The organism is Pseudomonas sp. 39004 (genome assembly GCF_028682155.1).
GTDB classification, from domain to species: Bacteria; Pseudomonadota; Gammaproteobacteria; order Pseudomonadales; family Pseudomonadaceae; genus Aquipseudomonas; species Aquipseudomonas capeferrum.
Genome location: NZ_JANIAG010000013.1, coordinates 15,594 through 37,644, shown reverse-complemented (window position 1 = coordinate 37,644; position 22,051 = coordinate 15,594). Strand labels below are relative to the sequence as shown.

General features: G+C 64.6%; 20 protein-coding genes. 13 read left to right on the top strand and 7 right to left on the bottom strand.

Annotated elements, in window-relative coordinates; genetic code table 11:
• The first annotated feature begins 2 nt into the window (after positions 1-2).
• The 8 genes from NP534_RS04150 to NP534_RS04115 all read left to right on the top strand — a co-directional run bounded on the left by NP534_RS04150 (position 3) and on the right by NP534_RS04115 (position 9,235).
• Positions 3-1,139 carry an acyl-CoA dehydrogenase family protein gene (locus tag NP534_RS04150; protein ID WP_274097861.1) on the top strand — a complete coding sequence of 379 codons (1,137 nt, stop codon included), beginning with the start codon at positions 3-5 and terminating at the stop codon, positions 1,137-1,139.
• Positions 1,136-2,080 (top strand): D-isomer specific 2-hydroxyacid dehydrogenase family protein, encoded by a 945-nt coding sequence (locus NP534_RS04145; protein ID WP_274097860.1) that lies wholly within the window; start codon positions 1,136-1,138, stop codon positions 2,078-2,080. Before NP534_RS04150 ends, NP534_RS04145 begins: the two co-directional genes overlap by 4 nt.
• Positions 2,081-2,101: 21 nt before the next feature.
• Complete coding sequence (locus NP534_RS04140; RefSeq protein ID WP_274097859.1) at positions 2,102-2,896, top strand: class II aldolase/adducin family protein; 795 nt, start codon at positions 2,102-2,104, stop codon at positions 2,894-2,896.
• A gap of 43 nt (positions 2,897-2,939) precedes the next feature.
• Positions 2,940-4,568: an ABC transporter substrate-binding protein gene (locus NP534_RS04135; RefSeq protein ID WP_274097858.1), complete on the top strand. Its 1,629-nt coding sequence runs from the start codon at positions 2,940-2,942 to the stop codon at positions 4,566-4,568.
• Entirely contained in the window at positions 4,565-5,515 is a 951-nt protein-coding gene (locus NP534_RS04130) for an ABC transporter permease (RefSeq protein ID WP_274097857.1), read from the top strand. Before NP534_RS04135 ends, NP534_RS04130 begins: the two co-directional genes overlap by 4 nt.
• Positions 5,516-5,517: 2 nt before the next feature.
• The gene (locus tag NP534_RS04125) at positions 5,518-6,408 is read left to right on the top strand and encodes an ABC transporter permease (protein WP_274097856.1); all 891 of its coding nucleotides are present in this window, start codon (positions 5,518-5,520) and stop codon (positions 6,406-6,408) included.
• A complete protein-coding gene (locus NP534_RS04120; protein WP_274097855.1) occupies positions 6,405-8,021 on the top strand; it encodes a dipeptide ABC transporter ATP-binding protein in 1,617 nt (538 codons plus the stop codon). Before NP534_RS04125 ends, NP534_RS04120 begins: the two co-directional genes overlap by 4 nt.
• 113 nt (positions 8,022-8,134) lie before the next feature.
• On the top strand, positions 8,135-9,235 hold the full coding sequence (locus NP534_RS04115; protein ID WP_274097854.1) for an LLM class flavin-dependent oxidoreductase: 1,101 nt from the start codon (positions 8,135-8,137) through the stop codon (positions 9,233-9,235).
• A 360-nt stretch (positions 9,236-9,595) separates the two neighbouring features.
• Here NP534_RS04115 and NP534_RS04110 read toward each other — a convergent pair whose 3' ends face one another.
• On the bottom strand, positions 9,596-10,366 hold the full coding sequence (locus NP534_RS04110) for a helix-turn-helix domain-containing protein (RefSeq protein WP_274097853.1): 771 nt from the start codon (positions 10,364-10,366) through the stop codon (positions 9,596-9,598).
• 175 nt (positions 10,367-10,541) lie between these two features.
• Between NP534_RS04110 and NP534_RS04105 the strand changes: the two genes are divergently transcribed.
• The 4 genes from NP534_RS04105 to NP534_RS04090 all read left to right on the top strand — a co-directional run bounded on the left by NP534_RS04105 (position 10,542) and on the right by NP534_RS04090 (position 15,263).
• Positions 10,542-11,492: a PDR/VanB family oxidoreductase gene (locus tag NP534_RS04105; RefSeq protein ID WP_274097852.1), complete on the top strand. Its 951-nt coding sequence runs from the start codon at positions 10,542-10,544 to the stop codon at positions 11,490-11,492.
• Positions 11,493-11,523: 31 nt separating this feature from the next.
• Positions 11,524-12,633, top strand: coding sequence for an aromatic ring-hydroxylating dioxygenase subunit alpha (locus NP534_RS04100; protein ID WP_258713788.1), 1,110 nt, complete (start codon positions 11,524-11,526; stop codon positions 12,631-12,633).
• Positions 12,634-12,679: 46 nt separating this feature from the next.
• On the top strand, positions 12,680-13,930 hold the full coding sequence (locus tag NP534_RS04095) for an OprD family porin (protein WP_274097851.1): 1,251 nt from the start codon (positions 12,680-12,682) through the stop codon (positions 13,928-13,930).
• Between the two features lie 106 nt (positions 13,931-14,036).
• Positions 14,037-15,263, top strand: a complete 1,227-nt coding sequence (locus NP534_RS04090) for an MFS transporter (RefSeq protein ID WP_443201071.1) — start codon at positions 14,037-14,039, stop codon at positions 15,261-15,263.
• Positions 15,264-15,319: 56 nt separating this feature from the next.
• Here NP534_RS04090 and NP534_RS04085 read toward each other — a convergent pair whose 3' ends face one another.
• Both NP534_RS04085 and NP534_RS04080 read right to left on the bottom strand, forming a co-directional pair.
• The gene (locus NP534_RS04085) at positions 15,320-15,817 is read right to left on the bottom strand and encodes a RidA family protein (protein ID WP_033698594.1); all 498 of its coding nucleotides are present in this window, start codon (positions 15,815-15,817) and stop codon (positions 15,320-15,322) included.
• Between the two features lie 81 nt (positions 15,818-15,898).
• Entirely contained in the window at positions 15,899-17,314 is a 1,416-nt protein-coding gene (locus NP534_RS04080) for an NAD(P)/FAD-dependent oxidoreductase (RefSeq protein WP_033698595.1), read from the bottom strand.
• Positions 17,315-17,868: 554 nt separating this feature from the next.
• Here NP534_RS04080 and NP534_RS04075 point away from each other — a divergent pair.
• On the top strand, positions 17,869-18,276 hold the full coding sequence (locus tag NP534_RS04075; RefSeq protein ID WP_274097849.1) for a c-type cytochrome: 408 nt from the start codon (positions 17,869-17,871) through the stop codon (positions 18,274-18,276).
• On the opposite strand, the gene NP534_RS04070 is transcribed toward NP534_RS04075, so the two are convergent.
• From NP534_RS04070 to NP534_RS04055, 4 genes are all read right to left on the bottom strand, one after another.
• Positions 18,262-18,660 carry a MerR family transcriptional regulator gene (locus tag NP534_RS04070; protein WP_274097848.1) on the bottom strand — a complete coding sequence of 133 codons (399 nt, stop codon included), beginning with the start codon at positions 18,658-18,660 and terminating at the stop codon, positions 18,262-18,264. The two genes, NP534_RS04075 and NP534_RS04070, sit on opposite strands and share 15 nt — an antisense overlap.
• A 72-nt stretch (positions 18,661-18,732) precedes the next feature.
• Entirely contained in the window at positions 18,733-19,311 is a 579-nt protein-coding gene (locus tag NP534_RS04065) for an NAD(P)H-dependent oxidoreductase (protein ID WP_274097847.1), read from the bottom strand.
• Positions 19,312-19,383: 72 nt separating this feature from the next.
• Positions 19,384-20,808 (bottom strand): aldehyde dehydrogenase family protein, encoded by a 1,425-nt coding sequence (locus tag NP534_RS04060; RefSeq protein WP_274097846.1) that lies wholly within the window; start codon positions 20,806-20,808, stop codon positions 19,384-19,386.
• Between the two features lie 10 nt (positions 20,809-20,818).
• The gene (locus NP534_RS04055; RefSeq protein ID WP_274097845.1) at positions 20,819-21,859 is read right to left on the bottom strand and encodes a homoserine dehydrogenase; all 1,041 of its coding nucleotides are present in this window, start codon (positions 21,857-21,859) and stop codon (positions 20,819-20,821) included.
• Positions 21,860-22,051: the final 192 nt, after the last annotated feature.

The following is a 22,051-nucleotide window of genomic DNA, read 5'->3' as shown; positions in this document are numbered from 1 at the left end:
CCATGAGTCACCCCCCATCTGCTAGCGCGCTAGCCGAACTGACCCAGGCCCTTGCCGCCAACGCCGAGCGCTATGACCGCAGCGGTCAGTTCCCGGCCGACAATTTCAGCCTGCTCCATCGTCACGGCCTGCTGAGCCTCACCGTACCCCGATCGCTGGGCGGCGGCGGTGCCGACCTGGCCACCGCGCGCCAGGTGGTTGCTGCCGTCGGCAAGGGCGACCCGTCCACCGCGCTGATTCTGGTCATGCAGTACCTGCAGCATTTTCGCCTGCAGGAAGAAGCCCGCTGGCCCGAGCACCTGCGCCTGCAGGTGGCCCGTGACGCGGTGGCCAACGGGGCGCTGATCAACGCCTTTCGCGTCGAGCCCGAGCTGGGCACGCCCGCCCGTGGCGGCCTGCCAGCCACCGTGGCGCGGCGCACCACTGAAGGTTGGCGGCTGTCCGGGCGCAAGATCTACTCCACTGGCAGCTACGGCCTGACTTGGTACCTGGTGTGGGCCCGCAGCGACGACCGCGACCCGCTGGTCGGGGGCTTCCTGGTACACAAGGACACGCCCGGCATCAGCATCGCCGAAGACTGGGACCACCTGGGCATGCGTGCTACCTGCAGTCACGAGGTGCGCTTTGACGACGTGCTGATCCCGCTGGATCACGCCGTCAGTGTCAGCCCCGCCAGCGCACCGCGCCCGGAACTCGACGGCACTGCCATGCTGTGGATGTCCGTGCTGCTGCCGGCGCTCTATGACGGCGTCGCCCAGGCGGCCCGTGACTGGCTGGTAGCGTTCCTCAACCGCCGGGCACCGTCCAACCTGGGCGCGCCGCTGGCCAGCCTGCCGCGCTTTCAGGAGGTGGTGGGGCGCATTGACACCCTGCTGTTCGCCAACCGCAGCCTGCTGGACTCGGCCGTTGCCGGGCAAATCGACCCACGCCATGCCGGGCAGATCAAGCACCTGGTCAGCCGCAACGCCATCCAGGCGGTGGAGCTGGCCATCGAAGCCGCCGGCAATCCAGGGCTGTCGCGCCGCAACCCGCTGGAGCGGCACTACCGTGACGTGCTGTGCAGCCGCATCCACACACCTCAGGACGATGTGCTGCTGGCCCAGGTCGGGCGCGCAGCCTTGGCGGAGGTGGCAGCATGAGCCACTCGATCATTGCCAGCCAGCTTGACCCCCAGGCCAACCACTACCTGCGCGCGCACCTGCCCGACCATGAAGTCATCGACATCGCGCCAGGCCAGTTGCACCTGGATGCCCCCGCCGATGTGTTCATCGTGCGCCCGATCAACATACGCGGTAACCGCGTGGCCACCCCACCGCCCGGCTGGCCGTGGTCGCTGCGGTGGGTGCAAGTGGTGTCGTCAGGCATCGATTTCTACCCTGACTGGGTCTTCCAGGGGCCACCGGTCACCAGCGGCAAGGGCGCCAATGCCGAGCAGGTCGCGGAATTCGCCCTGGCCCTGGTGTTCGCCGCCGCCAAGCAACTGCCGGGCTTGTGGGTCAAGGACAGCGACTGGCGCCTGACGCCGTTGGCACCCCTGCGCGGCCGCACCCTGGGTATCTTCGGCTTCGGCAGCATAGGCCAGAGCCTGGCGCACAAGGCCAGCGCACTGGGCCTGCGCATACTGGCGCTGAACCGCCCGGGCCAGCCCCTTGCCGAGGTGCCCGGTGTCGAGCGGGCCGAGCACTTGCAGCACCTGTTCGCACGCAGCGACCACCTGGTCATCGCCGCCCCGCTCACCCCGGCCACGCAAGGGCTGATCGACCGCCAGGTGTTGGCCACAGCCAAACCAGGCCTGCACCTGATCAACATCGCCCGCGGCGGGCTGCTTGACCAGGGCGCCCTGCTCGAAGCTCTGGACAGCGGCCAGATCGGCCGTGCCAGCCTCGATGTCACCGACCCTGAACCGTTGCCGGCAGGCCACCCGCTGTACGACCACCCCCGTGTATTCCTGTCGCCGCACACCTCGGCGATTTCCGAGGACGGCTACCCCGCGCTGCTCGATGCGTTCCTCGACAACTTTGCCCGTTATCGCGAACAGGCGCCGCTGCGCAACCTGGTCGATATCCAGCGCGGCTACTGACCCTATTTTCTGGAGAACATCATGAGCTCATTGTCCGTCGTATCCCCGCAAGCCAACACCGTTCGCCAGCGCGTCAGCGCCGAGGAATGGGAGGTACGGGTGAAGCTGGCCGCAGCCTATCGCCTGGCCGCCCTGTTCCGCTGGACCGACCACATCTACACGCACTTTTCGGCGCGAGTACCGGGGCCAGACGAACACTTTCTGATCAACGCCTTCGGCTTGCTGTTCGATGAAATCAGTGCCTCCAACCTGGTCAAGGTGGATGTCGACGGCACGATCATCGACGACCCGCTGGGCCTGGGCATCAATCAGGCCGGCTACGTCATCCACAGCGCCATACACCGCGCCCGGCCCGACCTCAAGGCGGTCCTGCACACCCATACGCGCGACGGCGCTGCCGTATCGGCCCAGCGCGATGGCCTGTTGCCCATTTCCCAACACGCGTTGGCCTATTACAGCCGGGTGTTCTACCACGACTACGAAGGCGTCGCCCTGGACCTGGACGAGCAACAGCGCCTGGTGGGCAACCTGGGTGACAGCAACATCCTGATCCTGCGCAACCACGGCCTGCTCACTGGCGGGGTCAGTGTCGAACATGCGTTTCGCGAGCTGCATGGGCTGGAGCGCGCCTGCAACATTCAAGTGGCGGCGCAGGCCGGGGGCAATGACCAGCTGCTGCATGCGGCACCGGCGGCGATTGCCAAGGTTCACGAGCAATCGAAGCGGTTTTCCGATGGGCTGGGCGAAGGGATTGCGCGGCACTGGGATGCGTTGATCCGGCAGCTGGACCGCGAGGGGCGTGACTACCAGGACTGACTGGCCGCCAAAGGCAACCCAAATTCAACAGAAGGAACGCCCCATGCCGCGACTCCGCCGTGCCCGCCATCTGCTCAGCGCCTGCACCCTGGCCCTGGCCCTCGCCGGCTGCTCCCCCGCGCCCGAGAACGCCGCCAGCAAAACCCTCAACATCGCCTTCTGGGGCGACAACACCACCCTGGTCAGCGTCGACCCCTTCCAGGTCTACTGGCTCGAACACCGCGTGCTGCTGCGCAATGTCGCCGAATCCCTCACCGACCAGGATCCGGACAGCGGCCGCATCATCCCTTGGCTGGCAAAAAGCTGGGAAGTCAGCGATGACGCCCTGAGCTACACCTTCCACCTGCGCCAAGACGTCAGTTTCAGTAACGGCGAGCGATTCGACGCCCACGCGGTGAAGACCGCCTTCGACACCAACAAAGCGTTCGCCGCGCAGTTGCCGGCCACCTTCGGCGCGACCTACCTCGCCGGCTACGATCACGCCGAAGTGGTCGATGACTTCACCGTGCGCCTGGTGCTGTCACGCCCTAACGCGGGCTTCCTGCAGGCGACCTCGACCACCAACCTGGCCATTCTGGCGCCGGCGTCCTACGCCCTGAGCGCCCAGGAACGTTCGCTGGGCAAGATCATCGGCACCGGCCCGTTCGTGCTCGAACACTACACCCCGGAAGTCGGCGCACGGCTGGTCAAACGCCCGGACTACGCCTGGGCCTCGGCCAATGTGAAAAACCCCGGTGCCGCTCACCTGGATACCGTGGAAATCACCTACATTCCCGAAGAAAGCGTGCGCAACGGCCTGTTTCTGCAGGGCAAGGCCGACATCCTCTGGCCGCGCAACCCGTTCTCCGAAGTCGACCTCAAGCTGTTCCAGGCCAAGGGTGCGACCATTCAGAGCCGTTCGCTGCCTGGCCCGGCGCTCAACCTGTACCCCAACACCCGCAACGACCGCCTGCTGGGCGATCGTCAGGTACGGCTGGCCTTGCAGAAGGCCATCGACCGCACCAGCTACGCGCACACCGTATACAACGCCGAATTCCCGGTGGTGTCCGGGGTGTATGACGTGACTACTCCGTATTTCAAGGCCCAGGCCGACAAGCTCGGCTACGACCCACAGGGCGCCGAGCGCTTGCTCGACGCGGCCGGCTGGCACAAGGGCGACGATGGCTACCGGCACAAGGACGGCAAGCGCCTGACCTTGCGCTACAACCTTACGCCCGCCGAAAGCGCCGGCGACGTGCTGATCCAGGACCAACTGCGCAAGGTCGGCATCGACCTCAAGCTCAACGTGCTGACCCGCGCCGAATGGGTTGCCGGCAATGCGTCGGGCAATTACGACCTCACCTCCACCTACATGACCCGCGCCGACCCGATCATCCTGCAGACCATTCTCGACCCGCGCGCCGCCAACAGCGCCACGCTCGCCACCAACACCTACGAGCCACATACCCTGCCTCAGGCCCAGGCGCTGTTCGACAGCGGCATCACCGCCACCCGCGACGAACAACGGGCTCAAGCCTACGGCCAGTTGCAGGACCTGCTGGTCGACGAAGCCTCGGCGTTTCCGCTTTACGAGCGTGTCTGGCAGGCCGCCACCGCACCCAGGGTCAAGGACTTCCGCTGGACGGCCGAAGGCTTCGCCTTCCTCAGCGATATCCAGGTCGCCCAGCCATGAACCGCTACCTGATCGGTCGTATCGGCCAGGCGCTGCTGGTGTTGTGGGGGGCCTACACCATCACCTACTTCATCCTTTATCTGCTACCAGGCGACACCCTGGCGATCATGCTCAGCGCCTCGGGCATGGAGGCCGATGGCCTGTCGCCCGAAGACTTGGCCAAGGCCCGCGCCTACTATGGGCTGGACAAGGGCCTTTTCGAACAGTACTTCGACCTGCTGTGGCGCGCCGTGCAGGGTGACCTGGGCCGCTCGCTGTCGCTCAACCGGCCGGTCACCGAGTTGCTGGCCGAGCGCCTGCCGCAGACCTTGTCGCTGGCCGGCCTGGCCATCGTGCTGTCGTTGCTCGGTGGCATTGGCCTGGCCTACCTCACGGCCTACCTGCAATGGCGGCCGCTCAAGGTGGTGTTGTCACGCCTGCCGTCACTGGGGTTCTCGGTGCCGGTGTTCTGGATGGGGCTGCTGCTGATCCAGGTGTTTGCCTTTGGCCTGGGCTGGTTCCCGCCCACCGGCAGCCAGGGTTTCGCCAGCCTGGTACTGCCGGCCGTGACCCTGGCCATCCCCAGCGCAGCGGTGTATGCGCAGGTACTGCAGCGTGGTTTCCAGGGCGTCTGGCACGAGCCGTACATCATCACCGCCTTTGCCAAGGGCCTGAGCCGTGCCCAGGTGCAGGCCCGCCACGCCCTGCGCAACGCCGCCCTGCCAATTCTCACCCTGGTTGGCCTGCAGGTGGGCAATACGGTGTCTGGCGCCGTGCTGGTCGAGACCATCTTCTCGCGCAACGGCGTCGGCCGGCTGGCCCAGGAAGCGGTGCTGCGCCAGGACATCCCGGTGGTGCTGGCGATCGTCGCGGTCTCGGCCGCCGCCTTCGTGCTGGTCAACCTGATCGTCGACCTGCTCTACCCCTTCCTTGACCCACGCATCACGCACGCCACGAAGGTGACCTGACCATGACCACCGATACCCGCCTGTTTCGTGCCGCCGCAGCCGCCACGCCCTGGAAGCGCCGCAGCCGCGTGCAACGCCTTGGCCAGGCACTGGCGCCTTTGCTGACGCGCCCAGGTTTCAGCCTGGCGCTGCTGGTGGTGCTGTTTGCGTTGGTCGGCGCCGTGGTACCGCACTGGCTGACCAGCTTCGACCCCTACGCCACGTCACCCGCCGCCAAGCTGACCGCGCCCGGTGCCGAGCACTGGTTCGGCACCGACGAACTGGGCCGCGACCTGTACACCCGCGTGGTGTATGGCGCCAGCCTGTCGGTGCAAGCCGCGCTGCTGGCCGTCGGCATCGCCCTGGCCGGTGGCCTTGGCCTGGGGGTACTGGCCGGCTTCGCCGGTGGGCGCATCGATGCGCTGATCATGCGCGTGGTCGATGTGCTGCTGGCCCTGCCCGGCCTGCTGCTGGCCCTGGCCATCGTCACCGCCATCGGCTTCGGTACGGTGCCTGTGGCGATTGCCGTCGGCGTCGGCATCATCCCAGGCTTCGCCCGCACCACCCGCGCCGAGGTGCTGCGGGTCAAGACCTTGCCCTATGTCGAAGCTGCGCGCCTGGGCGGTGCGAGCTGGGGCCGTACGCTGCTGCGGCACATCCTGCCCAATGCCTGGGGCCCGGTCGCGGTGCTCGCCACCCTGGACTTCGGTGCCGCGATCCTGGCCACCGCTGGCCTGAGCTTCCTGGGCTTCGGCGCAGCGCCACCCGCAGCGGAATGGGGCACGTTGATCGCCAATGGCCGGCACTTTCTGATCACCGCCCCTTGGGTGTCGCTGCTGCCTGGCCTGTTCGTGGTCGCCGTGGTGTTCAGCCTCAACCATCTGGCCCGCAGCTTCGAGGAGAACCACCGATGAGCGAATACCCCCTGATCGTCGTGCGCGACCTCAGCGTCAGCTACCACGCCGGTGGCCATACCACCCAGGCGGTCAAACGCCTGTCGTTTGCCTTGGCCCACGGCGAAACGGTCGCCATCGTCGGTGAATCCGGCTCGGGCAAGTCGACCCTGGCCACTGCATTGCTCGGCCTGCTGCCGGCCAGCGCCCGGGTCGAGGGTGGCCAGTTGTGGGTCGACGGCATCGACGTGGCACGTGCCAGCGAACGGCAAAAGCGCCAGTTGCGTGGCCGCACCATCGGCCTGGTGCCGCAAGACCCAATGGTCAGCCTCAACCCGACACTGCGCATCGGCCAGCAGATCGGCGAAGCGCTGGTGCTGGCCCAGGGCCGCCGCACTCGCAGCATCGATGCCGATGTGCTGGAACTGCTCGGCCAGGTCGGCCTGGACAACCCTGCTCTGCGTGCCCGTCAGTACCCGCACGAGCTGTCCGGCGGCATGCGTCAGCGGGTGCTGATCGCCATCGCCCTGGCCGGCAACCCGCGCCTGATCATCGCCGACGAACCCACCAGCGCGCTGGACGTGACAGTGCAACGCAAGATCCTCGACCACCTGCAGCGGCTGGTGGCCGAACGTGGCATCTCGCTGTTGATCATCACCCACGACCTGGGCGTGGCCACCGACCGCGCCGACCGTCTGCTGGTGATGAAACAAGGCGAACTGGTCGAGCAGGGCCCACCTCGGCAAATCGTCCAGGCTCCCCAGCATCCCTATACGCGTGACCTGCTTGGCGCAGCGCCCGCCTTCACCCATCGCCGCCGAGCGCGGCCTTTGGCACCGGATTCCTGGCCACTGCTGAGCCTGGAAGGGGTCGGCAAGACGTTCGAGTTGCCAAGGGTAAAGGGGCAGGACAACCGTTTCATCGCCCTGCAGGGCCTCAGCCTGCAGGTGCACCCTGGCCAGACCTTGGCCATCGTTGGCGAATCAGGGTCTGGCAAGAGCACCGCATTACGCATCGCACTCGGCCTGGAGCCGCCCAGCCAAGGGCAGGTGCTGTTCGACCAGCAGGACGTCACCGGCCATGGCTGGCGTGCGTTTCGCCCCTTGCGTCGGCGCATGCAACTGGTCCAGCAAAACCCGTTCGCCGCCCTGGACCCGCGCTTCACCGTGTTCGACAGCATCGTCGAGCCGCTGGTGTCATTCGACTTGCTCAAGGGCCCAGCGCTTGAACAGGCGGCCCGCCAGCTGATCGAACGCGTGCACCTGCCGGTCAGCTACCTTGACCGCCTGCCCCGCGAGTTGTCTGGCGGCCAGCGCCAGCGGGTGGCCATTGCCCGAGCATTGGCCCTGCAACCCGAGCTGCTGTTGCTCGATGAGCCGGTCAGTGCGCTGGATGTCTCGGTGCAGGCGCAGATCCTGGCGTTGCTGGATGAGTTGCAGCGCGAGCTGGGCATCGCCTATGTGCTGGTGTCCCACGACCTGGCGGTGGTGGCGAGCATGGCGGACCAGGTACTGGTGCTGCGTCATGGTCAAGTAGTGGAGCAAGGCACCGTAGCCGAGGTGTTCGAGCGGCCGTCGAGCGCGTACACCCGCGAGCTGATCGCGGCTATCCCTGGCAATAGAACTGCAGCATGAAGTGTTTCGCTTTCCCAAAGCGTTTTCGGCTTCGACATGTCGCCGAAACGCCACACCCTGCGCCGCAGCCAGACTGCGGTTGCCTGAACCCAGCACAACAAGGAGTTTGTTCCATGAGTCTCGAATTCATTGGCCTCATCGGCCCCCAGGAAGGCAGCGAATCACAGGCACCACGTGGCCCGCTGGTCGATCTCGATTTCATCAAGGCGTTTTCCCAGGCCCAGGAGTACGGCGGGTTCGACAAAGCGCTGCTGGCGGTCAACACCAGTGCCCCGGACTCGCTGATCCTGGCCAGCTACGTCGCCGCGCTTACCGAGCGCATCGGCCTGCTGGTGGCGCACCGCCCGGGGTTCCAGGCGCCCACCTTCGCGGCTCGGCAGTTCGCCACCCTCGACCAGTTGAGCCGTGGCCGCGCATCGATCAATGTCATCACCGGTGGTGACAGCGGTGACCTGCAGCGTGACGGTGACTTCCTCGACAAGGATGCCCGCTATGCCCGTACCGACGAATACCTGCAGGTGCTGCGCGACACCTGGACCCGCACCGAGCCATTCGACCATCACGGCCCGCACTACCGTGTCGAAGACAACCTGACCCTGGTCAAGCCCGTGCAGCAGCTACCGATCTACTTCTCGGGTGCTTCGGATGCCGCGGTTGAAGTCGCGGCCAAGCATGCGGATGTGTACATGATGTGGGGCGAGCCGCTGGAGCAGGTGCGCGAGCGTATTGCCAAGGTACGCAAAGCTGCGGCCCGCTATGGGCGCGAAAAGCACATTCGCTTCAGCCTGTCGTTGCGGCCGATCCTGGGGGCGACCGAGGACGAGGCGTGGGCCCGTGCCGAGCGCATTCTGGCCGATGCCCAGACGCGCATCGGCATCCGCGAGGGCAACCGCCGCGAGAAGAACTTCGGCAAGAGCAACGCCGGTTCCGAGCGCCTGGTGCAATTGGCCAGCCAGCGCAAGGTGCATGACACCCGGTTGTGGACCGAGATCGCCGCGCTGGGGGGTGGCGCTGGTAACTCCACGTCATTGGTGGGGACGGCGGATCAGGTGGCGGAGGCGGCATTGGCGTACTACGAGTTGGGCGTTAGCACCTTCCTGTTCCGTGGGTTCGATCAGCTGCGCGATGCGGTGGAGTATGGGCAAGTGTTGATTCCGCGGATTCGGGGGTTGGTGGCCGAGCGGGAGGCTGGGCATAGCGCTCGCAGGGCTTAGGGGACAGGGTTGGGGGACCAGGTGCATGACTTGGTTTTTTGGCGCCTATGAGATCGAGCGCCGCCCGCGCGGCGCATCGCGACGCAAGGCCGCTCCTACATTTGTTTCGGGCCAGTTATGCCTGAAGCATTGGCGCGCGGCCCCTTGGCGCCCGCCTCGATTTTGCGCCGTACAAACAAGGGCTCGCGCGCGCTGGCACAGACATGACTGGCCCGAAACAAATGTAGGAGCGGCCTTGCGTCGCGATGCGCCGCGCGGGCGGCGCTCGATATCCGCCCCACCTCCAAACCCAAGACCGGCACCTAGCCGCCATCCCCCTATCTCCCGACAAGCACATTTGATCGTGCTGCCAGGGCAGCCCTACCCCTGGGCCGAGAACAACGCGAACAGCTGGCTGCGAAAGTGGATGCCTAGCCGGTCGAAGGCCCGGTTACGGTATGTCTTCACGGTACTTTCCTTGATGCCCAGGTCGGCGGCGATGCCGGCATGGGTCATGCCCTGTAGCAGGCGGGCACAGATGTTCAACTCTTGCGTGGTGAGCTCGGGGCAGCGCTGCAGCAACTGCTGCTGAGGGTTCTTGACCGGGTTCAGGCCGCTCAGCGCCAGGTGCCCGCGCAACAGCTGCAGCAGCGCCGGGCTGAGCGCTTCGCACATCTGCAATTCCTGGTCGTTGAAAAAACCCTGATCGTGGTGCCGGTAGAGGTTGAACTGCACCGGGCGCGCCTGTTCGTCCAGGTACACGCTGGACAACCGTTCGATCATGCCATTGCGCTGGTAGATCGCCTCGCGGTAGGGCCCATGGCGGATGTCCTGGGCCAGCAGGTGGCCGACCTGCCCGGGGGCCTCCTTCAACGGCTCGAACAAGGGGTCATAACGATGGTAGTGCTCGATGTAAGCCTGGCCGCAGCGCAGCACCAGGCTGGCGTCAGGGTGGCGGGTGCCGGCCGCCAGCAGCTGCGGCCGCGCGCCGTCCATGCGCAATACGGAAAAATGCTCGCAGGCCGCCCATTGGCCCAGGCAGTCCAGCAACGCAGCGGGAAAGCCAGGCGTGCCCAACGTGCGGGTCAGGTCGCTGAAAGCGCGGATTTGCGCGGGCAAGGTCGATGCCTGTGGGGTGCTGAGACGAATCATGGCGGCACTCGGATATTTATTGTTATTGGCTCGGGCGAACAGCGCCCGATAAATAGTTAACCTATTAACTATCAGTCTGCCGCCAATCCACGACCTTGTCCACCTCACGGGTGACAGCCCTGGCAAACGCGCGTCCGTAAGCTGGCCCCGACAACGACAATGATCGGGAACACCCATGAACCAGCACCCACTGAACCTGCGCGTCACGCGCTACGCCGCAGAAGCCAAGGACGTGGCACTGATCGAGCTGCGTGCAGACGATGGCCGGGCACTGCCGCCCTTCAGCGCGGGTGCCCACCTGGAAATCCTCGTCGCAGGCGACCTGCCGCGCCACTACTCACTGCTCAACGCGCCCGATGAACGCGACCGCTACCTGATCGGCGTGGGCCTGGCGCCTGATAGCCGCGGCGGCTCGCGTTTCATGCATCAGCAACTGCGCCTGGGCGACACCCTTGCCTGCAGCCTGCCGCGCAACCACTTCGGGCTGGACGAGCACCTGCAACGCTATTGCCTGGTGGCGGGCGGCATCGGCATCACCCCGATACTGGCGATGCTGCGCTGGTGCCAGGCGCACGACAAGGACTGGCGGTTGGTGTACAGCGCCCGCAACCGGCAACGCGCCGCGTTCTACGAAACCCTGCGCGCACTGGACCCTGCCCGGGTGCAACTGCACTTCGACGACGAAGCAGGCGGCCGTCTGGATACCGCGCAACTGCTCGACACCCTGCGCGATGACGAGCACCTGTACGCCTGCGGGCCAGCGCCGATGCTCGACGCCTTGCAAGCCGCTGCCGGGCCACGCGCCGAACGCCTGCACATCGAACGCTTCAGCGCCGCACCGGCCAGCACCGAGGGCGACAGTGGCTTCACCGTGCACCTGAACCTCAGCGACCGCAGCATCTGGGTCGCCCCTCAGCAAAGCATCCTCGAAGCCCTCGAGGCCCACGGCATCGAGCTGCCGTTTTCGTGCCGAGCCGGCATCTGCGGCAGTTGCCAGACCCGCGTCTGCGCAGGCGTGCCAGACCACCGCGACTTGATCCTCTCGGATGCCGACAGGGCCGCAGGCCAGAGCCTGATGATCTGCGTCTCGCGTGCCCTGGGCGACAGCCTGGTGCTGGACCTCTGAACCGCCTCACCCTTTTTCAAGGAGCATCCCCATGTCACTGCCCACCAGCAACCTGATTGCGCATGCCCGCAAAGCCAGTGAACCGATGGCCAACCGCGAAACCCCGTTCATCTACAACGAGTGGTATGTCGCCGCCTTTGACGATGAAGTCGGCCGGCACTTGCTGGCCCGGCGCCTGCTCGACCGCCGCGTGGTGATGTACCGCACAGAGGCAGGCGAGCCGGTCGCCCTGGAAGACCGCTGCGCGCACCGCTCGTTCCCGCTCTCGCGCAGCCATCTGCAAGGCGACACTATCGTCTGTGGCTACCACGGCTTCCGCTACGACGCCGCCGGCGACCTGACCGAGGTGCCGTCACAGAAAAACTGCCCACGTGGTATTGGCGTACGCCGCTACCCGCTGGTGCGCCAAGGGCCGTTGCTGTGGATCTGGCTGGGCGAGGAAGCCCTCGCCGACGCGGCGCAGATCCCCCATCAGGCATGGATCGACGACCCGGCCTGGGCCTGCACCTCCGGGTATTTCCATCACCCGGGCAACTACGTCAGCCTGCATGAAAACCTCATGGACCTGACCCACCTGAGCTTCCTGCATGCCAACACCATCGGCACCCCGGACTACGCCAGCGCGCCCTACAAGCTGGACCTCAAGGAAGGCCATTACACCCTGATCCGCGAAGTGGTGCCTACCACCCTGTCGCCAGTGTGGGGCAAGACCACAGGGCTGGAAGGCTGCGCCAGCGCGGCACGCATCGCCACGTCGGAGTTTCTTTCGCCGGGGCTGCACCGGGTCAGCGTGACCTTCTACGACAGCGCCCAGCCGCTGGAGCAGCGCCAGCAGTTCCACATCCGCACCGCGCATATCCTGACCCCGGAAACCGCCAACAGCCTGCACTACTTCATCGTCCATGGGCGCGACTTCGCCCAGCACGACGAAGCCCTGGGCGAGTACATGCACGAGCAGCTGTTCGCCGCCTTCAACGAAGACGTGGAAGGCCTCGGTGCACTGGAGGCCGCGCTCGACGACCGCGACGACCATCACTACGAAATATCCGTGGCCAGCGACGCCCCTGCCGTCGCCACCCGCCTCTACCTGAAGAAACGCGCCGATGCCGAGCGCCAGCACGACAGCCGCAAGGTGGGCTGAAGGCAGCGCTGGCCGCCGTCCATAACAACAATAAAAGGGACATCACATGTTCAAGCCTGAACCGGCTATCACCTGCCTGCGCCTGGCGCTGGTGGCAGCGCTGGCCTTGCCACTGCCCGCCCGCGCCGACTTCATCGGCGACAGCCAGGGCAGCCTGGAGCTGCGCAACTTCTACCAGAACCGCGATTATCGCCAGCACGGGGCCCAGGCTTCCCAGGTCGGCAACTGGTCGCAAGCCTTCATGCTGCGAATGCAATCGGGCTTCACCGAAGGGCCGGTCGGCGTTGGCCTGGACTACCTGGGCCTGCTGGGGGTCAAGCTCGACTCGGGACGCGGCCGCAGCGGCGACGGCACGCTGCCCTTCGGTTCGCAGTCAGGCCGGCCGGTGGACGACTTCAGCCACATGGGCGTCACCGGCAAGCTGCGGGTGTCGAAGACCCGCCTCGATGTCGGCATCCTCACCCCGACGCTGCCCGTGGTCTTTCGCGATGACATGCGCCTGATGCCCCAGACGTTCGATGGCGCGTTGCTGCAATCGCAGGACGTCGAGCGGCTGACCCTGACCGCCGGGCAGCTCTGGCGCTCGCGCACCCGTGAGTCGTCGGGCAGCGACCGCATGTACCTGGCCGGGCGCAGCCCCGAGTTCGACAGCGGCGCCTTCGATGTACTGGGCGCCAGCTATGACGTTGGCCACGGCTTGATCGCCAGTGCCTTTCGCGGCGAGCTGCATGACGTGTATCGGCAAGACTTCTACGGCCTGGTGCACACGCTGCCATTAGGGCCGGGGTTGTCGCTGCTCACCGACCTGCGTTACTTCGACAGCACCAGCGCCGGCACTGCCAAGGCCGGCAGCGTCGACAACCGCAACTTCAACATGATGAGCACCCTCAGCGTCGGCGCGCACAAGGTCGGCGTGGGTTACCAGCGCATGTACGGCAAGGATGCCTTCCCTACCCTGAACGGCTACACCCCGCCCTACACCGCCAACCTGGTCACGATCGGCACCTTCACCAGCGCCGGCGAAGTGTCGTGGCAAGCCCGCTATGACTACAACTTCGTCGCCCTCGGGCTACCCGGGCTGAGCTTCATGACCCGCTACGTGCGCGGCGACGATATCCGCACCCGCGCGGCCGACGGCCATGAGTGGGAACGCGACACTGACATCGCCTACGTCATCCAGGCCGGCTACTTCCAAGGGCTGGGCGTGCGTTGGCGCAACGCGGCCTATCGCTCCAGCTACGCCAGCGACATGGACGAGAACCGGCTGATCCTCAGCTACACCCTGAAACTCTGGTGACCCCCTTGCACCTGCCCTTCGAGGTAACCCCATGAGCCAGACCGTCGAGTCTCTGCAACACGCGCAGAGCACTGCCAATACCCACCGCCAGATCAGTTGGCGGATCATGCCGCTGCTGCTGATCAGCTACGTTTTCGCCCACCTGGACCGCATCAACATCGGCTTCGCCAAACTGCAGATGAGCAACGACCTGCAGTTCTCCGACACCGTCTACGGCCTGGGTGCCGGGCTGTTCTTCGTCGCCTACGCGATGTTCGGCGTGCCGGCCAACCTGGTGCTCGACAAGCTCGGCCCACGGCGCTGGATCGCCCTGATGATGGTGACCTGGGGGCTGCTCTCCAGCGCCATGCTGCTGATTGAAAGCGCCCACGGCTTCTATGCCCTGCGCTTCGGCCTCGGGGTGGCCGAGGCCGGTTTCTTCCCGGGCATTCTGGTCTACCTCTACCGCTGGTTCCCGGCCGGGCGCCGGGCCTCGATCACCGCTCTGTTCACCCTGGCAGTCCCCATGGCCGGCGTGGTCGGCGGCCCGGTATCGGGCTGGATCCTCGAACACCTGCAAGACACCGCCGGGCTGCGCGGGTGGCAGTGGATGTTTCTGATCGAAGGCCTGCCGGTCGTGGCCTTGGGCCTGGTGATACTGGCGCGGCTGGACGACCGCATCGAAGACGCACGCTGGCTCAGCGACGAACAGAAGCACGCCCTGCGCCAGACGCTGGCCCGTGAAGAAGCACGCAAACAGATCAGTTCCTGGCGCGGGATCTTTGCCAATGGCCAGGTCTGGCTGCTGGTGGCGATCTATTTCGCGGTCATGCTGGCGGTCAACACCCTGGCGTTCTGGATGCCGACCCTGATCCACGGCGCGGGCGTTGCCCACGACAGCCAGATCGGCCTGCTCAGTGCACTGCCCTATCTGGCCGGGTGTTTCTTCATGATTGCCGTGGGGCGCTCTTCCGACCACCACAAAGAGCGGCGCTGGCACCTGTGCGTGCCGATTCTGATGTGCGCGGTGGGGTTGACCCTGACCGGCCTGCAGCCGCAGTCACCGCTGTGGGTGATGACGGGCCTGGCCATTGCCGGCATGGGTGCCAGCAGTGCGTTGCCGATGTTCTGGCAATTGCCTCCGGCCTACCTGGCCGGGCCGATACTGGCGCCGGGGTTGGCCCTGATCAGCTCGCTGGGCAGCGTGGCGGCGTTTGTCGCGCCTTACCTGATCGGCTGGATGCGCGACAACACTCAAAGCGCCAGCCTGGCGCTCTACTTGTTGTCGTTGGTGATCGCCTTGGGCGCCTTGCTGGTGCTGCGCACCTCGGCTGCCGTGGTCAACCCACGCTGAGGCAAGGTACGCAGGCAGGCGTGGCTGGGCCACGCCTGCTTCAAGCAACGATCATGTCAGGGACGAACCGCCGTGACTTCGATCTCGACGCGCCAGGCTGGGTGTGCCAAGCCTGCAATCTGGAACGCCGAGCGGGCAGGCAGTACTGGCTGCTTGGCCGCTGGCCCGAAGAATTGGGTGTAGCCGGCCATGAAGCCGTCGAAGTCCATCTTGCCGCCGTTCTCCGGCCCGCCTACCAGGAATACCTGCATCTTCACCACATCCTTGAGGCCCAGACCGAGGTCTTTGAGCTGCTTCTGGATGTTTTCAAGCACATTGATGGTCTGCGCTTTGGTATCACCGAAGGATTCCAGCGAATCCTTGGCGGCGTCGGGGTGGATGACCGACGGAACGGAGCCGCTCAGGTAAACGACTGTCTTGCCAGCAGGCACTTCCACAGCGGCCGAAATGGGGAAACTGCCTGCGCTATGGCGCACAACATCCTGTGCATGAACGCTCCCGGCACCGGCGATCGTCAGGGCCAATGCAGCAACGGTCTTGAAAGCGACCTTCATGTGTTTCTCCTAAATGATTACCAAGGGTGATGCGCACGCATCGATGACGCGTGCACGGGTCATTCCATTGTCGTAGCAGGTTTAGAATCGATACAAGCTAAACGGCTCTGGATCAAGCACTGGCGCCTTGCCCAGCAGCAGGTCAACCGTCAACTCGGAGGACACCGGGCTCTCCGTCATGCCCCAGCCGGTCGCGGTGTTGATGACCAGGCCTGGGTACTCTTTGACCGTCGAAATGATGGGGTTCTCATCCGGGGCGATGGCCATGGCGCCGCTCCACTGATCGATCAGCTTCGAGTCGTTGAAGGCAGGGAATTCGACCTTGAGTTTGGCCAGGGATGCATCGAGCTCTGGAATATCAGGGGCCGCGGTCATCAGCCTGTTCTTCTCGAACGGCGACACCTCATCCAGCCTCCAGCTGGTTGGCTGAGTGAACGAGTCGATCAGCTGCTTGTTCAGCGAGATGTGTACCGGGAAGTCGGGGATGGCCAGCAGTGGCAGGTACTTGTAACCATACATGAACGACTCTTTGACCACCGGAGCAACGACAACGCGCGGCGAGGTGGCGTAGGTGCCGTCAGCCTGCTCGCGGAAGTAGATATTCCCCGGCAATGCAACGTTGCCACCCGGTGCCCGGGGCGCAGCGCTGATGATTTGCTGGGACTGGTAGGCGGGCAAGGTTGGCACGTCGACGCCCAGGTTCTGCATGAACAAGCGGGACCAGGCACCGCCCGCGACGATCACGCGAGACGCGCGAATGGCGCCCTTCTCGGTCACCACATCAGAGATGGCACCTGCCTGGGTTTCCAGGCCCCTTGCCGCGCAGTGGGTGTAGATACGCACACCCATTTTCTTGGCGTACTCGGCCATGACGTACGACGCGCGCTCGGCGTCCAGGCTACCGGAGTCTTCCTCGAAGCCTGCGACCTTCCAGCTGGAGGCTGAACCGCGCAGCCGTTGATCGAGCTCATTGCCTTGAATGATGCGCGTCTTGAAGGGGATGTCCGAGCCGACTTCGCGGGTTTTCAGATCGATCCACTTTCTGACGCCTTCCAGGTCTTCTTCATCGAAAGGCACTTCGACCCGGCCTTGAGTGCGATAGCTGGTATCCGCACCTACTTTGGCGTTCATTTCACGCCAGCGTTGCTTGGCCAGGTGGTGCAACTGGAACGTCGCATCAGGCATCTTGTAGGTCATGACCTGACCATAGAAACGGCACGACTGCTCGCCGGCAATCTCACCCTTTTCGACGACAACGACGGAGAGGCCACGCTCGACGAGGTTGATCGCGGTCATGAGCCCCAGAATGCCAGCGCCAACGACGACCACGTCTGCTTGCTTGGGCAGCGTGCCCTCGGTGCCCTGTACAAAACCGAAGCGCGGTTTGCCCGGGATCAACCGACCTTCGCGGGTCAGCATGGGCGTCAGAATACCCGCACCCGCCGCAGCGGCCACGACGCCGCCGCCAATCAAAAACTTACGCCTTGTCATTCCCATGACACTTTCCTTTCCAAGCATTCGGTGTGGGTTGCATCAGCCCAGGCAATGGGCCATAGGCTGGCCGACAGCCCCCGTGGCCAACTTTGTGGCCATCGCGTCAGGCTGACGGTTCAAATTGAGGGCGGGCATTCTGGTGATGCTGGGCAGACGGTGGAATCGCTGAGGACAAATAATTAGTTCAGGGATTTCGTAACTATCGTGCAGGGGACATATAAAGTTGATATGGCGACACGCCATATTAGTTATAGGGGATTAGTTCGGGTGAAGTAACTGGATGGTTAATTGTTATTTGGGTAAGGGCTGCCAGGTGCCTGTCGTGGGATTAGTGGTGGGGCGTACATCGAGCGCCGCGCGGGCGGCGCTCGATCTCATAGGCGCTGTAAAAACCAAAGACAAGCACCTAGCCGCCCTCACCCGATCTCCCGACGTACATTCATTCCCTCAGAATGCCGGTACACTAACGCCCCTATCAAACCCTACAGAACAACCGCCACAACGCACCTTCGGACTGTTCGGTATTGCCCCTGCACTGTCACCCAAGGAAGAACGGGATGCTGCAAAACCGTATTCAACACCACCCCATTAAAGTATCCCTCATCGCCTTATTAGGGGTTTTCTCATTTACGCAAACCCCGCACACCCTCGCGGACATGACCAACGGCAAAAACCTCTACAAACAACGATGTGCCGTGTGCCACGGCGCCGATATCAAGGGCACCGGGCCGCTGGCCAATAAAAGCAACCCGCCAACCCCCGACCTTACAAGCGCTGCCTTCAAAAAGCGGCTGAGCAATTATCCAGGCGTTATCGTCGCGTCGGTGATACTTCGCCCCAATGGCAACTTGATCCCAAAGACGCTCCAGCAGAACGGTGTAAAAATACCGCCGCACGCCTGGAGCGTTAACGATTTCCGCGACCTGAACCAATACATGACCGGTGTGATTTCAAGAACCCCCTGATCCTGAAATGACTGGCAGGCGCTCAGCGCCGCACTGATAGCTGGCACCCTCGAGGCTGGCTTCAAACGCTTCAAGCCCCGCGTACACCTGCTGCAACCCACTGATCTGCGCCATCACTTCAAACTTCTTGTCGGCAATGGCCTTGCCCACCAGCGCCCACGGCAACGCTTGCCCACGGTGCCCCTGGAGGATCGCCTGCATTTCCTTGAGTTTGAAGCCCAACTGCTGCGCGCATTTGATGAGCGTCAGCAGCTCAACGCTTTGCTGATTGTAAACGCGGTACTTTCCCTGACGCTCGGGCGGCGGCAGCAGGCCAATCGCTTCATAGTGGCGGATGGTCTTGACCGTGGTGCCCGACAGCTGGGCGGCTTTGCCGATGTACATGAACGTCCTTTTTCGTTCGGGTGCGCCGCATCTTCACATAGCGCTGCCGGATCGGGAACCACCCGGGCCCGGTCATCGGCTGGCGATACTGTTGGCCTTCGCGAGCCAAGCTTCGCGTTGCAGGGGGCTGGAGCCGAGCAGCGGCCCGAACGTCAGGGTCTTCAACGGTTTTATGCCGCAGAACTGCAACGTCGTCTTGCGTACCTGATGAAGGCCAGGCATGCGGTAAACCCATCTGTAGTACCACGGGGGGGTGTCCATCGTTACCAGCAGATGCGCCGTTCGCCCTTTCAGGCGTTGCTCGGGGAAGGCTTTGCCTGCGCGGTACTGGAAAGCAAAACCGGGCAGGAACACCCGGTCGAAAAAACCTTTCATCAAAGCGGGAATGCCGCCCCACCAAATCGGGTAGATGAAGGCCAGGTGCTCAGCCCAGGTGATGTCTGCCTGGGCCTTGAGCAGGTCGGGTTCCAGCGGCTGAACCTGCCTGTAGCCTTCGCGCAGCACCGGGTCGAAGTTCAAGGCACCGAGGCGTAGCACCCGTACATCATGCCCGGCACTGCTGGCTGCCTCGACGTAACGCGCGGCCAGTGCAGCGCAGAAACTATCGCCAGAAGGGTGGCCCAGTACCACCAGTACGCGCTTACTCATCATGACCACATCCTGAACGTGAAGCCTTCAGGGTAAAGGCTGCCCGTAACAGGAGAGTCAAGGCCAGCCAGGCCGTTACTGCGAATCCAGGTGGTTGATGCACACCACCTTGGGCTGGGTCATGTCTTCATAGGCAAAGCGCACCCCTTCGCGGCCAAGGCTGCCGTACTTGAAGCCGCCAAACGGCATGGCGTCGAAGCGGTAATCGGACGAGTCGTTGATCATCACGCCCCCCGCCTCGATCCGCCGCGCCAGCTTCAGCGCCGTCGACAGGTCCCGGGTAAACACCCCCGCATGCAGGCTGTATTCCGGCGCATTGGCCAGGGCAACGGCCTCATCCAGGGTGTCGAACGGCTCAAGGATCACCACCGGCGCGAACACTTCCTGTAGCCAGATACGGCTGCTGTGGCTGACCTGCTCCAGCACAGTGGGCGCGTACAGGGCGCCTTGCCGGCGATGGCCACAAAGCAGCGTTGCACCCTGCCCCAGCGCCTCGTCCACCCACTGCTCGGTGCGACGGGCCGCCTGTTCGGTGACCATGGGGCCGACATCCGTTTCCAGGTTCGCCGGGTCACCCAGCTGCAACGCCTTGGACTGCGCCACGAACTGTTCGCGGAATGCCGCGTACACCGCGCGCTGCACGAGAATCCGTTGCGTGCCGATGCAGTTCTGCCCCGCCGCCCAGAAGGCACCCGAGACACAGGACTCAACCGTCGGCCCCAGGTCGCAGTCCGCCAGCACCAGCACAGGCGCATTGCCGCCCAGGTCCATGGCGAGTTTTTTCAACCCTGCGCTGCGGGCGATCGACTCGCCGGTGGCAAAGCCGCCGGTGAAGGAAACCATGCGCACCTCGCGCAGTTCGACCAGCGCCTTGCCCAGTTCGACACCGCCGGTAGCGGTGGTCACCACGTTTTCGCCCAACCCGGCCTGTACCAGGCAATCGACCAGTTTCAACGCCGACAGCGGCGCCAGTTCGGACGGCTTGAGGATCACCGCATTGCCACCGGCAATCGCCGGGCCCAGCTTGTGCGCCACCAGGTTCAGCGGGTCGTTGTAGGGCGTGATCGCCACAATCAGCCCCAGCGGTTCGCGGCTGAACCAGCCCTGGCGGGCCTCGGAGCCTTCATAGGCTTCGAACGGCACCACTTCGCCGGCATTGCGCCGCGCCTCCTCGGCCGACAGCTTCAGCGTGTTGACACAGCGCTTTACCTCCTTCTGGGCCTGACGCAGGGTTTTACCGGCTTCGGCCACGATCAGCTCGGCGAACGCGGCGGCATCGGCCTCCACCAACCGCGCCGCCTCTTCCAGAATGCGCGCGCGACGGTGCCGGGGCATTGCTGCACTTTCAAGGCACCCCGCCCGTGCACGCGCCAACAAGGCGGGCACTGCACTGGCGTCCAGGCAGGGCACACGCCCCACCAGGCGGCCGTCAAAGGGGCTGAACACGTCTATGTGGCTTGGCGCTACAGCGTGAACACTGGCCATGCGAGATACGCTCATAAAGGCTCCGTTACTGACGGTGGGTGGTGTGCAGGGCAATGACGTCGGAGAGCAAGGCGTAGGCCGTCTCGATGCGCCCTGCGCCCGGCCCGGACACGGTGACAGCGCCCAGCAGCCCGGTGTCGAACGACACCGCATTAATTGCGCCGCTGATGCCGGCAAGCGGATGCTCAAGTGTCAGCAAGCGGGCTTCGACACTCGCAGACACCGCACCGTCAGCCGCCTTGCTGGCAGCACCGATCAGCTTCCAGCACTGGCCTGTGGCCTGCGCCTTGACGATGTCCGACGCGCTGATGCCGCTGATGCCCGAGCACGTCACATCGCTGACGCTCAAGCGTGCATCCAGCAACTCATTGGCCAGGATCACCACCTTCAGGCGCACGTCATAGCCTTCGACGTCGGCCGTCGGGTCGGCTTCGGCATACCCCAGCTGCTGCGCCTGGGCCACCGCATCGGCGAACGACAAGCCGTCTTTCATGCGGGTCAGGACATAGTTGGAGGTACCGTTGAGAATGCCCTCGAAGCCTTGTATCTGCGCACCCGCCAGGGCCTGCTTGGCCAGGCGAATCACCGGCGTGCCGCTCATCACCGCGCCTTCGTATTCGAACGCAACGTTGTGCCGCTGGGCCAGCGCCTTGAGCTCGGCACCGTGCAAGGCGATCGGCCCTTTGTTGGTGGTCACCACATGGATGCCGCTCTCCAGCGCCCAGCGGCAGAAGGTGGCGGCCGGCTCACCATCGACCGGGTTGGTGAAGGTGGCCTCGGCGATGATGTCGGCGCCGGACTGCTTGATGACGGTTTCGTTGAACGCCTCGGCGGTGCCGCCTGGCAGCTGTGCAAACGCGCCCTTTTCGGCTGGCAAGGCCGCCAGCGCGGCTGCGTCCAGGCCATTGCGGTCGACCAGCGAGCCGAGGAACAGGTCGGTGACGCCGACGATTTTCAGGCTGAAGCCGAGAGTGGCCTGCCAGCTGTCGTTGCTCGTTGCAATCAGCTGGGCCAGGCCTCTGTTGACACCGCCAAAACCTACCAGGGCAATTTTGTATTCAGTCACGAAGGCGTTCCTTTTTTGCTGTTGTTTGATGGGCTCAGCGTACGAGGAGGCGGCGGGCAGTTGAATTGGCCAAAACGCCGTATTTATTGGGCGATCTGCACAGGCTCGCAGGCCCGCGAATGGGGCCACGCGGTAGCTGCCACCGGCTTTGCCGGTGTTCGCGGGGCAAGCCCGCGCCCACAGGGTCGCTGC